This window comes from Streptomyces canus, from assembly GCF_030815415.1.
Lineage (GTDB): Bacteria > Actinomycetota > Actinomycetes > Streptomycetales > Streptomycetaceae > Streptomyces > Streptomyces canus_F.
This window is the reverse complement of record NZ_JAUSWW010000001.1, coordinates 8424179-8436208: the sequence shown is the minus strand read 5'-3', so window position 1 is coordinate 8436208 and position 12030 is coordinate 8424179. Positions and strand designations below refer to the sequence as shown.

General features: G+C 72.6%; 13 protein-coding genes. 6 read left to right on the top strand and 7 right to left on the bottom strand.

The window, feature by feature from the left end:
* Positions 1–15: 15 nt before the first annotated feature.
* From QF037_RS39025 to QF037_RS39015, 3 genes are all read right to left on the bottom strand, one after another.
* Entirely contained in the window at positions 16–951 is a 936-nt protein-coding gene (locus QF037_RS39025; RefSeq protein WP_307033537.1) for a DMT family transporter, read from the bottom strand.
* 173 nt (positions 952–1124) lie between these two features.
* Positions 1125–2129: an EamA family transporter gene (locus QF037_RS39020; RefSeq protein ID WP_307033535.1), complete on the bottom strand. Its 1005-nt coding sequence runs from the start codon at positions 2127–2129 to the stop codon at positions 1125–1127.
* A 141-nt stretch (positions 2130–2270) separates the two neighbouring features.
* A complete protein-coding gene (locus QF037_RS39015; RefSeq protein ID WP_307033533.1) occupies positions 2271–2801 on the bottom strand; it encodes a Clp protease N-terminal domain-containing protein in 531 nt (176 codons plus the stop codon).
* Positions 2802–2999: 198 nt separating this feature from the next.
* Here QF037_RS39015 and QF037_RS39010 point away from each other — a divergent pair, with 198 nt between their 5' ends.
* Entirely contained in the window at positions 3000–3125 is a 126-nt protein-coding gene (locus tag QF037_RS39010) for a hypothetical protein (protein ID WP_307033531.1), read from the top strand.
* 114 nt (positions 3126–3239) lie between these two features.
* Positions 3240–3668, top strand: a complete 429-nt coding sequence (locus QF037_RS39005; protein ID WP_266832712.1) for a type II toxin-antitoxin system Rv0910 family toxin — start codon at positions 3240–3242, stop codon at positions 3666–3668.
* 73 nt (positions 3669–3741) lie between these two features.
* On the opposite strand, the gene QF037_RS39000 is transcribed toward QF037_RS39005, so the two are convergent.
* Complete coding sequence (locus QF037_RS39000; protein WP_307033528.1) at positions 3742–4368, bottom strand: PadR family transcriptional regulator; 627 nt, start codon at positions 4366–4368, stop codon at positions 3742–3744.
* A gap of 214 nt (positions 4369–4582) precedes the next feature.
* On the opposite strand from QF037_RS39000, the gene QF037_RS38995 reads away from it, so the two are divergent.
* The 3 genes from QF037_RS38995 (at position 4583) to QF037_RS38985 (ending at position 7660) form a co-directional block, all read left to right on the top strand.
* Positions 4583–5707 (top strand): ABC transporter substrate-binding protein, encoded by a 1125-nt coding sequence (locus QF037_RS38995; RefSeq protein WP_307033526.1) that lies wholly within the window; start codon positions 4583–4585, stop codon positions 5705–5707.
* 100 nt (positions 5708–5807) lie between these two features.
* On the top strand, positions 5808–7031 hold the full coding sequence (locus tag QF037_RS38990) for a sensor histidine kinase (protein WP_307033523.1): 1224 nt from the start codon (positions 5808–5810) through the stop codon (positions 7029–7031).
* The gene (locus QF037_RS38985; protein ID WP_307033521.1) at positions 7028–7660 is read left to right on the top strand and encodes a response regulator transcription factor; all 633 of its coding nucleotides are present in this window, start codon (positions 7028–7030) and stop codon (positions 7658–7660) included. The genes QF037_RS38990 and QF037_RS38985 overlap by 4 nt, the downstream gene beginning before the upstream one ends.
* A gap of 28 nt (positions 7661–7688) precedes the next feature.
* Here the strand turns inward: QF037_RS38985 and QF037_RS38980 are convergent, their stop codons facing one another.
* Both QF037_RS38980 and QF037_RS38975 read right to left on the bottom strand, forming a co-directional pair.
* Positions 7689–9317: a thiamine pyrophosphate-binding protein gene (locus tag QF037_RS38980; RefSeq protein WP_307033519.1), complete on the bottom strand. Its 1629-nt coding sequence runs from the start codon at positions 9315–9317 to the stop codon at positions 7689–7691.
* A complete protein-coding gene (locus QF037_RS38975; protein ID WP_307033517.1) occupies positions 9314–10099 on the bottom strand; it encodes a cyclase family protein in 786 nt (261 codons plus the stop codon). The genes QF037_RS38980 and QF037_RS38975 overlap by 4 nt, the downstream gene beginning before the upstream one ends.
* Positions 10100–10262: 163 nt before the next feature.
* Here QF037_RS38975 and QF037_RS38970 point away from each other — a divergent pair, with 163 nt between their 5' ends.
* Complete coding sequence (locus QF037_RS38970) at positions 10263–11072, top strand: PhzF family phenazine biosynthesis protein (RefSeq protein ID WP_307033515.1); 810 nt, start codon at positions 10263–10265, stop codon at positions 11070–11072.
* A 97-nt stretch (positions 11073–11169) separates the two neighbouring features.
* Here the strand turns inward: QF037_RS38970 and QF037_RS38965 are convergent, their stop codons facing one another.
* Positions 11170–11979, bottom strand: a complete 810-nt coding sequence (locus QF037_RS38965; protein WP_307033513.1) for a CPBP family intramembrane glutamic endopeptidase — start codon at positions 11977–11979, stop codon at positions 11170–11172.
* Between the last annotated feature and the right edge of the window lie 51 nt (positions 11980–12030).

The window sequence follows — 12030 nt, the reverse complement described above, 5'->3', positions numbered from 1 at the left end:
GAGGGCCCCTCGGCGTCAGACCGCCGGCCGTCGCGCTCCGCGTGCCTCCGTCACCGCCAGCCCCGTGACGGCCCCGAGCATGAGCAGAGTGCCGGCGAGGGTCGGCATCGTCAGCCGCTCGCCGAGCAGGACGACGGCGAGCACCGCCGCGCCGACCGGTTCGAGCAGCATGATCACGGACACGGTGGCCGACCGTACGGCGGCCGCGCCCGCGAAGTAGAGGCCGTAGGCGAGGGCCGTGGGGACGGCCGCGAGGTAGGCCAGCAGCCAGAGCAGCAGATCGGGTCGCGCGGTGTGCGGCACCAGGCCCTCGGCCAGGGCGAACGGCAGCAGCAGCACGCTGGTGACGGCGAACACCCCGACGGACGTACGGGCGGCGTCCGCCCCGCCGTCACGACCCCAGCGGCGCGTGAGCAGCGTCATCGACGACCCTCCGGCCGCCGACACCAGCCCGAGCAGTACGCCCGACGGACGGACGGCCGAACCCCCGCCGCCGAGCGTCAGTACCCCGAGCCCGGCGAGCGCGCCGGCGACGGCGACGGCCCCGCCGCGCCCGAGCCGCTCCCCCAGGGTCAGTCGTGCGCCGAGCGCGACAAAGACGGGACCCGCGCCGAGCGTGACGACCGTGGCCACGGCGAGTCCGGTGGATTCCACCGCCGCGAAATAGCCGGTCTGGAACACGGCGAGCCCGAGGCCCGTGGCACCCGCCCGCAGTGCCTTGCGGCGGAACGGTTCCCGTACGGCGGTCAGGGGCCGTGGGCGCACCAGGCGTACGGCGGTGAGCAGGACGAGTCCGGATGCGCAGCGCCAGAAGGACAGGGCGACCGGTCCCAGGTCGCTGACCTCGTAGGCCAGCGCGGCGACCGCGCCCGCGGTGCCCCAGGCGGCACCGGCGATGAACAGGTAGAGAAGGCCTCGCCCGATGGGCAGGCCGGAAGCAGCATTCGACACGTGTCGTCTCCGCAGACATGGAGAAGTGAGGAGCCCGGCTCAGCGGGGTCCGTGGACTTCGTCCGCGGGCAGCACCGTTCCGCCCGGCGCACAGCCGGGCGTGATCTCCGGAGGGCCCGCCTCAGGCGGCGGGCGGCGCGAGGATGACGCGGTGGGAATGCATGATCGGCAGCCTAGGGGGCGCTCGACCGGGCCGACAACTCCCTTTCCGGGCCGCCGCTCGCCACCGGCTCCGGGGCGGGATGGGCGGGCGCCGAGGACTGCGCGATGAAGGCCCCGGCCAGGACGACCGCGCCGCCGATGATCTGCGGGGCGGACAGGTGCTCGCCGAGCAGGACCCAGGCCAGGACGGTCGCGATGACCGCTTCGAGGCAGGCGACGACGCCGGCGACCTGCGGGGAGAGGCGGCGCACGGAGACCACGCCGGTGACGTAGGCGACGACCGTGGCGATCAGAACGATCCAGGACAGCAGCAGCGCGGCGGCGACCGGGGTGCCGTTCATGTCCCCGGTGCCGCCGAGGACGGACCAGTCCATCGTCCAGGGGCGGGCGACGACGGTGAGCACGGCGGCGCCGACGAGAAGGCCGTACGCGATGACGCCGAGCGGATCGGGGGCATCGGCACCGGAGTCGCTGCCCTGGTCGGACAGGACGAAGTAGCCGACCTGGCAGCAGGCGGCGCCCAGTGCCAGGAGCAGGCCCACGGCATCGAAGCTCAGCCCCGACCAGACCTCCACGACACAGGCGAGTCCACCGACCGCGAGGACCACCCCTAGCGCGGCGGCCCGCGTGACCGGCCGCCGCTGCACGAAGCGGACCCAGCCGAGGACGAGGGCGGGGGCGAGGTACTCGACGAGCAGCGCGACGCCGACGGGTATGCGGGAGATCGAGGCGAAGTAGAACGCCTGGACGCCGGCCACGCCCAGCAGTCCGAACCCGGCGAGCAGCGCGGGGCGGCTGCGCACCAGCGCGCGGTGACGGACGGCGAGCGGCAGCATCACGAGCGCCGCGCCGGTCACGCGCAGCCACACCACATGGAGCGGGTCGAGCCCCGCCTCGATCAGCGGCTTGGCCGCGACACCGGATCCTCCGAAGGCGACCGCCGACGCGAGCGCGAGCCCGAGCCCGATGCCCTTTCCGCGGTTGCCGCCCCTGCTGTCAGTCGTATGCACCGACACATGATGACAGGGGACGACAGGAGCGTCACCTCCGATGACACCTGTCTCAGCGGCTGGACCGGCACGACCGGGACAAGGGGGTGCCGCACAGGTGGGACGAGGGGTGCCCGCGGGCAGACCCAAAGGGGTGCCGCGTCGAGCTCAGGAAGGGCTTTGCGCCCGGCTCTCGATCCGGCCCAGCACCGCCCCCGCGTCGATGCCCGCGCGGGTGAGGACCTCGACGGCTCGGGCCTGCGGGTCGGCGACGAGGGCCGCCAGCAGGTCGGTCCCGTTCGCGCGGTCGGCGCCGCGGCGGACGGCGCGCTCACGGGCGTACTCCATCGCACCGGAGGCCAGCGGCGAGAGGCCCTCCGCCTCGGGGACCACGGGGACCGGGCCGGAGTCCTCGACGCTGCCCTGCCAGCGCAGCCCGTAGCCGATACTGCGCTGCACGAGATAGCCGAGCAGCCGCGCGAGCTGCGGGCCGTCCTCGAAGACGGTGCGCACCTCGGGGTCGTGCTCCAGGAGCGAGTGCAGCAGATGGGCCGTGTCGATCTGCCGGTCCCCGTCCCGGACCGATCGGCGGCGCGCTCCGGAGACCACCGCCGCCAGCTCTTCGCCGAGCCTGGCATCGATGTCCGCGCGGTTGCTGCCCGGCTCGTTCACAAACTGCCGGGGGATACGGGGTGGCACATCCCCCACCTCATCAGCCACGCCGACCCGGGTCATCCCCGGAGGGAACCATTTTCGCGTCCCACACAGAGTGGACCCCGAGGGCCGGAATCTCCTCCTTACGGATGAGATCAGGCCGTTCACCGGGCGGCGGCGCACGCCTGCTTGCCCCGCGCCCCGAACGCAACCACCCCGCTGTCCCGTTCGTCCGACACGGACATGGAGAGCAGGTTCTGGCTGGTGGCTCTGCCGGCCATCGACGGCAGGCAGTACGTGTACCGGGTGTACGCCCCGGCGGACGCGTGGGACCTGTTCGACGCGGCGGTGATACGGCTCGTCGCCTGAGCGGCACGGCCGGTCAGGGGCCTCCACACTTTCTGACGGTTCATCAGCATTGAATGTTTCAGGCCCTGCGGCTACGTTCCGCGACACCGTAGCCCGATCCGAAGGGGTGGTCGCATGGCCGAAGTCAGCGCCGAGGCACGCATCGAGGCACCGGCCGAGAAGGTGTGGGCGCAGCTCACGGACTGGCCCGCGTACGGAGAGTGGAACGCCACCCACACCAGCTTCCCGCAGGGCGGCCCCACGGCCCTCGAAGTAGGCGCCACGTTCCAGGAGAACATGAAGCTGATGGGCTTCCCGGCCGAGGTCGAGTGGACCATCGAGGAACTGGAGCCGGCCCGGGTGCTGGCCATCCGCGGCAAGGGTCCGATGGCGGTGACCGTCGCCAACCGCTACACCCTCACCCCGGACGGCGACGCGACGACGGTCCGTATCGACGGCGAGTTCACGGGCGCCGCGGTGGCGCTGATGGCGGGCAAGCTCAAGGACTCGGCGACCGCCGCGCTCAACGAGTCGCTGCGCAAGCTGGCCGGGCTGGTGACCTGACGGCGGCCGGCAGCGCACACGAAGGCGCCCCGCGGATCGCTCCGCGGGGCGCCTTTTCACTGCTCTGCGACCGTCAATCCTCGTCGGCGAGGATCAGGTACAGCTTCTTGCGGGCATCGGTGATGACCGCGAGGGCCTTCTCGCGCTGCTCCTTGCTGCCGGTCTTCCAGACCTGACCGAAAGCCTCCATCAGCCCGAAGCCGGCCTGGCGGACCTCGTTCAGCGCCTCGAAGTCGACCCCGCGGGAGGCTTCCTCCCAGGGCGCGTCCGGACCTTCCTCGGCCGCGGTGCGGCCCGCCTCGGTGAGCGCGAACAGCTTCTTGCCGCCCTCGCTCTCGCTGGCGATCAGGCCCTCGTCCTCCAGCAGCTGAAGGGTGGGGTACACCGAACCCGGGCTGGGCTTCCACGCCCCGCCGCTGCGTTCGGCGATCTCCTGGATCATCTCGTACCCGTGCATGGGCCGGTCCCTGAGCAGGGCCAGGATCGACGCGCGTACATCGCCGCGCCGCGCCCTCCCCCTCGGTCCGCCACGCCCTCGAGGCCCCCAGGGGCCCGGGCCGCCGAAGCCGGGTCCGCCGAAACCACCGGGGCCGCCGCCCGGCCCGAAGGGGCCGAAGGCACCACGCCGTCCGTCGAAGCCGCCTCGGCCGCCGCGGGGGCCGGGTCCACCGTGTCCACGTTCGAATCCATGGGAACGCATCGCTACCACTCCATCCATCGTTGATCTGTCGCGATGCGTCAACGATATATCGGAATAGTTCGCATGGCAAGCCTCTGTCGAAAGGCCTGGTCAAGCGTTCGGTTGAACCGCGGTTACCACTCCAGCGCGCCCATCGCTCCGCCCGGCGGACGCGAACACCCGCCCGCAACGGACAAGCTGCGTACGTCACCCCCCAGCAGAGAGGTCCCGCAACATGTCCGGCTTCCCCAGCGGGCGACGTGTCCTCGCCACCGGCGCCGGTGCGGCCATCGGCATCGGTGCGCTCGGCGCCACCTCGGCCCAGGCCGCCCCCGCTTCGCGCACCACCGGATCCGAAGAGACCAGGACCCTCGACGAGCTCTACCGGGCGACCCTCGCGGAGGGCGGGAAGCTCGTCCGCACCGGCGGGGACACCCCCACCCAGCAGGACCTCACCAAGGCCGCGTACCTCAAGCGGTTCCCGGACATCGACCTGACCCTGGTCGTGGACTACAGCAAGTACCACGACGTCCGCGTCGACAACCAGCTCGCGACCGACACCCTGGTCCCCGACGTCGTACAGCTGCAGACCCTCCAGGACTTCACGCGCTGGAAGGAGCAGGGCAGGCTCCTGCGGTACAAGCCGGCCGGGTTCTCCAAGGTGTACGACAAGTTCAAGGACCCGCACGGCGCCTGGGTCGCCATCGGGGCGATCGGCTTCAGCTTCATGTACGACACCGCGGCGGTCGGCTCGGACGGTCCGCGCACTCCGCTGGACCTGGTCGACCCGAAGTGGAAGGGCAAGATCGCCTCCTCCTACCCGCACGACGACGACGCGGTCCTCTACCTCTACTCGCTCTACGTCCAGAAGTACGGCTGGGAGTGGACGGCCGGGCTCGCCGCCCAGGACGTACGCTTCGCACGAGGCAGCAACTCCCCCGGCATTGCGGTCCGCTCCGGCACCCACGCGATCGGTATCGGCGGCGGGGGCGCCCCGCTGGCCTCCGGGCCCGTGAAGTGGGTCATGCCGGAAGGCGCCCCGTTCATGGCCTGGGGCCAGCGCGCGGCGATCCTGAAGCAGGCCGCGAACCCGACCGCGGCCAAGCTGTACCTCAACTGGCAGCTGTCGCTCGCCACCCAGCAGGGGTCCTCCAACGGCTGGTCCGTGCGCACCGACGTCACTCCCCCGGCAGGCCTCAAGCCGGTCTGGGAGTATGCCGACGCGCACCTCGACGGCTTCCCCCGCTTCATGGCCGACCGTGCCGCGATCGAGCGCTGGAAGCAGACCTTCGCCCTGTACTTCGGCGAGGTGAAGGGCGACCCCACGCCCGGCTGGCTGGGACTGCACCCCGGCGCGTAGGGGCGAACAGCGCGCCCCAACCCTTCACATCGGTCATACAGCCCCCGGATAGACTCGGACGCCCTGTCCAAGTGGATCAGTGAGTCCAAGGGGATCTGCCGTGACCGACCGCGTTCCCGTCCGCGGCACCCGACACGCCCTGGAACACGCCCCGCACTTCGTGTTCTTCCTGGTCGTCGGCGCCGCCGCCGTGCGGCTCGTCGATCTCCACAGCCCGCTGTGCTGGCACATGGTCAGCCTCAGCGGGCTGCTGGCCGTGGTGTACGGGGCGGGTCTGGGCCTGTGGAGCCGACTCGGCCCCGGCCTCCGGCTCGCCTGGATCACGACGCTGCTCGGTCTGTGGGGCTTCCTCCTGTTCCTCGCCGAGGCGCCGGTGACCTGGGCGTACGCCTGGTGCGGTGTACCGCTGGCGTGCGCGGCCCTGCGGGCGTTGGGGAAGCGGGCGGCGCTGGTCGCGGTGGCCGCGATCTCCGGCGTACTGGCCTGGCGACTGGTCGGCTCGACCGGCCGGTTCGACATGGAGATGGCGCTGGTCCCGGTCGCGGCGGTCTGGGGCACCGTGGCCCTCTACCGGACGCAGCAGCGGGACGCCGCCGAACGCCAGCGCCTCCTCGACGAGTTGCGGAGCACCCGCGACATCCTCGCCGAACAGCAGCGCCAGGCCGGCGTGCTGGCCGAACGCACCCGGATCGCCCGCGACCTGCACGACACGCTGGCCCAGGAACTCGCGGGCAGCCTGATGCTGCTCCAGGCGGCCGAGCGGGACTGGGACCGGCGGCCGGACGCGGCCCGCGCCCGGGTGCGCGCGGTGGCCGACGGCTTGGACGGCAATCTCGCCGAGACCCGCCGGATCATCCACGACCTCACACCGTCCGCCGTCGCCGAGGAGGGACTCGAGGGTTCGCTGCGGCTGCTGTGCGCCCAGGCGGAGCAGGAGGGGCCGGCCGCCCAGGTGCGGTTCCGGTCCGCGGGCGAGCCCCGTCCCGTCCTGGACGAGCAGGCGGCCGCCACCCTCTTCCGGGTCGCGCAGGGCACGCTGGCCAATGTGCGCGAGCACGCCCGCGCGGTGAACGTCCTGGTCACCCTTCACCACGAGGCGGACCGGATCGAACTCGACGTACAGGACGACGGAGTGGGCTTCGACCCCGCGGGCGCCGGGGCCCTCGCCCGCCCGACCCGCGGTTTCGGCCTGCCCGCCGCCCGCGCCCGGCTCCGCGAGTGCGGCGGCGACCTGCGGGTCACCAGCGCACCCGGCCGGGGCACCCGGGTCCGGGCCGTGCTGCCGGCGGCGGCTCCCCGGCTGACCCCGGCGACCGCCGGATGACCGTGCGGCTGGTGATCGCGGACGACCACGCCGTCGTCCGCGCCGGGCTGCGGGCCCTGTTGGACGGGGAACCGGATCTCGAGGTGATCGCGGAGGCGGGCAGCGGCGAGGAGGCCGTCCGTCTCGCCGCGGAGCTGAAGCCGGACGTCGTGCTGATGGACCTCCGGTTCGCGGGTTCCGCCGTCGACGGCATCGAGGCGGTCCGCCGGTTGAGCGTCGAGGCCCCGGCCGTGCCCGCGCTGATGCTGACGAGCTTCTCCGGGCGGACCGACGTCGTGCGGGCCCTGGAGGCGGGCGCCCGGGGATACGTGCTGAAGGCCGGGCCGCCCGAGGAGCTCTTCCGGGCGGTCCGTGGCGCCGCCGCCGGCGCCCTGGCCCTCGCCCCCGAGGTCGTCGGCGAACTCGTCGGCCAGGTGGTCGGCCCCGACGTGGATCTCACCGGGCGCGAGGTCGAGGTCGTACGGCTGGCGGCGGAGGGTCTGAGCAACCGGGCCATCGCCCAGGCCCTGTTCCTCAGCGAGGCGACCGTCAAGACCCACCTGGTGCGCGTCTACCGCAAGCTGAGGGTGGAGAACCGCGCGGCCGCCGTGACGGAGGCCGCGCGCCGGGGGCTCATCCAGCTCGACTGACAGCGCGACCGGACAGCCCGACCTTCCCTCAGTGCCCTCGGAAGGCCTCCTCCAGCCACCAGGCCCCGTGCTCGCCCGCCACCTTGGCGTCGACCAGCAGCGGCACCGACCGCGGCCCCGCCACCCAGTCCTCGACCGCCTTGAGATCGGCGCGCGTCCGCACGGTCACCGCCTCGAAGCCGTAACCGCGGGCGATGGCGGCGATGTCGGTCGGCGGGAAGGTGACCGTGTCGAGCGGGAAGCCGTCCGGACCGAAGTGGTGCACCTCCGCCCCGTACCCCTCGTCGTTGTAGACGACCACCACCATCGGCAGCCCCAGCCTGCGTACGGTGTCCAGTTCGGCCGCGCCCATCAGCGCGCCACCGTCGCCGAGCACGGCCACCGGCAGCCGGTCGGGCCGGGCCAGGGCCGCGCCGATCGTGGTCGCCAGGCCCAGGCCGATCGACTGGAAGGCCTGCGTGAAGCAGAAGCCGTCCTGGTCGGGCACCGACAGATAGGCGCTCGGATATCCCATGAAGTTCCCGGAGTCCACGCCGACGACCCGCTCCGCCGGGAGGATGTCGTCAAGGGCGATGCTCAGCGTCCGCGGGTCGATGCGGTCCCGGGTGCTCTCGTCCTCGTACGGCACGTCCCGTCGGCGCACCCCCGCGCCGATGGCCTGCGCGCGGTACCCCTGCCGCCGAGCGCCGCCCGCGTCGAGTGCGCGCCGGGCGGTGCGGGTCACGTCGCCGACGACACCGAGGTGGACCTCCCGTTGGGCGCCGAGGGCGGACGCGTCGTCGTCGACCTGGACGACGGTGGCGTCCGGGCCGATGAGGTGGCCGTGCCGCATGGTCCACATGTTCAGGGCGCAGCCCCAGCCGACGATCAGGTCGGCGCCCCGGATCAGTTCGGCCGTCAGGTCGGACGCGAAGCCGCCGGAGATGCCGAGCGACCAGGGGTCGCCGTGGAACAGACCGTGGGCCACGGCCGACGTGGCGAGCAGCGCGCCGTGGTGGTCGGCGAGCGCGGTGAGGGCGTCGCGGGCGCCGGGTGAGCGGGCGCCCCGGCCGGCCACGAACACGGGGCGGCGGGCGCGTCGGAGAGCCGCCACCAGGGCAGCCACATCGGACTCCGACGGCTCGACGGCGGCCCGCGCGGGTGGCGGGGCGGCGGCGATCGCGGCGGTGTCGGGCAGCTCCAGGGCCTGCACGTCCAGGGGGAGGTTGAGCAGGACCGTACGGCGCTCGTGCAGGGCGCGTCGTACGGCGTCGCAGGCCTGCTCGACCGCGGCGTGCGGGGACGTCACGCGCTCGGTGACCGCGCCGACGGCCTGGGCCAACGCCTCTTGGTCGACGTGGAAGTTGGAGGTGGGCCGGGTCGCCTCGGCCGCGAGCACGAGGAGGGGCGTGCGGCTCTTGGCGGCTTCCGCGATGCCGGTCAGGGCGTTGGTCAGCCCGGGCCCCTGGTGCACGCTCAGCGCGGCGACCTTCCCGCTCATGCGTGTGTGGGCGTCGGCCATGGTGGCCGCTCCGCCCTCGTGGCGGGCGGCGACGTAGCGGGCCCCGGTGGCCACCATGGCGTTGGTGAGGTGGAAGTTGCCCGAGCCGACCACGCCGAACACATGGTCCACGCCGGCCGCGGTCAGGGCCCGGCCGACGGCTTCGGCGACCTTCATGACCGCTCCACGAGGGCGAGGACGCGGGCGGGTGAGCCGGAGCCGTTGAGGATCGGCAGCGGGCCGGCGATGACGACGGCACCGGTGGCGGGCAGTTCCGCGAGGTTCTGCAACTGGGTCAGGCCGTACTTGTCGTTGCCCATCAGGTAGGAGTGGCACGGGAAGGCCGGGTCGAAGGAGTGGGCGCCTCCGGCGTCGGTGCCGACCGTCTCGGTGCCGAGGCCGATCACCGGCGACTCCTCGGCGACCCAGCGGGCGCACTCCGGGGACAGGCCCGGGGTGTGCGGGCCGTTCTCGTCGGCGTTGAGGAACTCCTCCTGCGCGTGCGAGCGCGCGTCCCAGCCGGTGCGCAGCAACAGCCACCCGCCCTCGGGCAACGGACCGTGCTCCGCCTCCCAGGCCTTGATGTGGTCCACCTCGACGAGGAAGTCCGGGTCCTCGGCGGCCGCGGCGGAGAAGTCCAGCACGGCGGCGGGCGCGATCAGCCGGCTCGCCGGTACGGAGGCCACGTCCGCGAGGTCCTTGCCGGTGACCCAGTGGTTGGGCGCGTCGAAGTGCGTACCGGTGTGCTCACCCGTGCGGAAGTTGTTCCAGTACCAGGCCGGCCCCCGGTCGTCGTACCGGCTGATCTCCTCCAGTTCGAACACCTGCGTCTGCCCGAACTCTTCGGGCAACCGGATCACCGGCGTCTGCGACGACAGGGGCGAGGTGAGATCGACGACTTCGATCGCACCGCTCCGCAGCCCGGACAGCAGCGCGGCGAGAACGGACGGCTGGGACATGGCGGCCTCCTGAACTGTCGTGTGCGCGAGACGCGTTGACGACAGTCGCACCGCATCGACGAGCCCGTCCAGAGGCCACGGCCCCCCGGGTGTCCCCAAATCGGTCCAGTGACCCGGGATTGGCCTTGGCCTGCGGCTTCGCGGTCGGCCTAGCCTCCGCGTCATGCGTATCCGAATAGTCGACGCCTTCACCGACCGGCCCTTCGCCGGCAACCCGGCCGGGGTCCTGCTGCTGGACGCCTTCCCGGACGACAACCGGCTGCAGAACATCGCCGTCGAGGTCAATCACGCCGAGACGGCGTTCGCCCACCGTCTTCCCGGGGGCGGCGAGGCCGACTGGGCGCTGCGGTGGTTCACACCGACCGCCGAGGTCAACATGTGCGGACACGCGACGCTGGCCACGGCCCATGTGCTGCACACCTCCGGCGCCCACGAGGGACCGGTGCGGTTCGCCACGCGGAGCGGTGTGCTCATCGCGACGCCCGCTGCGGACGGGTCGATCACCCTGGACTTCCCGACCGCGCCGCTGACCCCGGTCGAGCCCCCGGAGGGGGTCGCCACGGCCCTCGGCGCCGAACCGCTCCTCGCCTTCGACACCGGTCCGAACGTCGGCGACCTCCTCGTCGAGCTCGCCGACGAGAGGACCGTCCACGCCCTCACCCCCGACCACAAGGCCCTCGGCGCCTACTCGGAGCGCGGCATCATCGCCACCGCCCGCGCCGAGAACCCGGCGCTCGGCTACGACTTCGTCTCCCGCTGCTTCTTCCCCAACGTCGGCATCGACGAGGACCCGGTGACCGGCAGCGCCCACACCGCCCTGGCGCCCTTCTGGTCCGAGCGGCTGGGCCGTACCGAACTGACCGGTCTGCAGGCCTCGCCCCGCTCCGGCCGCGTCCGCACCCGGCTGCTCGGCGACCGCACGCTCCTCACCGGCCGGGCGGTCACGACGATCGAGGGCGAGCTGCTCGTGTAGGCGGCTCCCCCGCGCCCCGAAAGGGGCGCGGGGCTGTATCGACATACGGCCCCCACCGGTCGGCGGCTTCCTCACGGCCCGCACCCCGGCACACGGTTCAGCCGCCGGCAGGCGTCGGCAGCCAGCCCACCTTCCCGGCCAGCAGCGCGTAGCCGACGAACGCCCCGATGTCGAGCAGCGAATGCGCCACCACCAGGGGCCCCACCCGTCCCCACCGGCGGTAGAGGCAGACGAACACCACGCCCATCACCATGTTGCCGATGAAGCCGCCGATGCCCTGGTAGAGGTGGTACGACCCGCGCAGTACGGAACTGGCCATCAGCGCGGCCCCGGGCGTCCAGCCCAACTGACCCAGCCGGCGCAGCAGGTACCCGACGACGATGACCTCTTCGAGGATCGCGTTCTGCATCGCGGACATGATCAGTACCGGGTACTTCCACCACACCTCGGGCAGTGCCTCCGGCACCACCGTGAGGTTGAACCCCAGCCCGCGTGCGGCCAGGTAGAAGGCGATTCCGGTGCTGCCGATCACCGCCGCGACCGCCGCGCCGCGGCCGAGGTCGGGCCACGGCCTGGTGCGGTCGAAGCCTAGGGTGCGCAGGCTTCCGCCCTCGCGCAGCAGGAAGTGCGCGACGAGCAGGACGGGCACGAGGGACGAGGCGATCCCGAAGAGCTGCCAGGCCAGATCGAGCCAGGGGCGGCCCGGCGCGGCCGAGGCGTTGAGGGTGGCCGCCTGGTCCTTGAGTCCACCCGGTCTGGTGACCGATCCGACAAAGCTGATCAGGGCGGACACTCCGCTCGCACCGAGCGAAAGCCCCAGAACGAGCAGCGTCTCATCCCGGAAGGTCCGCCGCGAACGCCCCTCCTCCGGAAAAGAATCGGCCACGCGGCCCGCCTCTCCCTGCACACCTGACTCCAATTCAGTAATCCCGTCCCATCCCCACCACCGCCCCGCTAG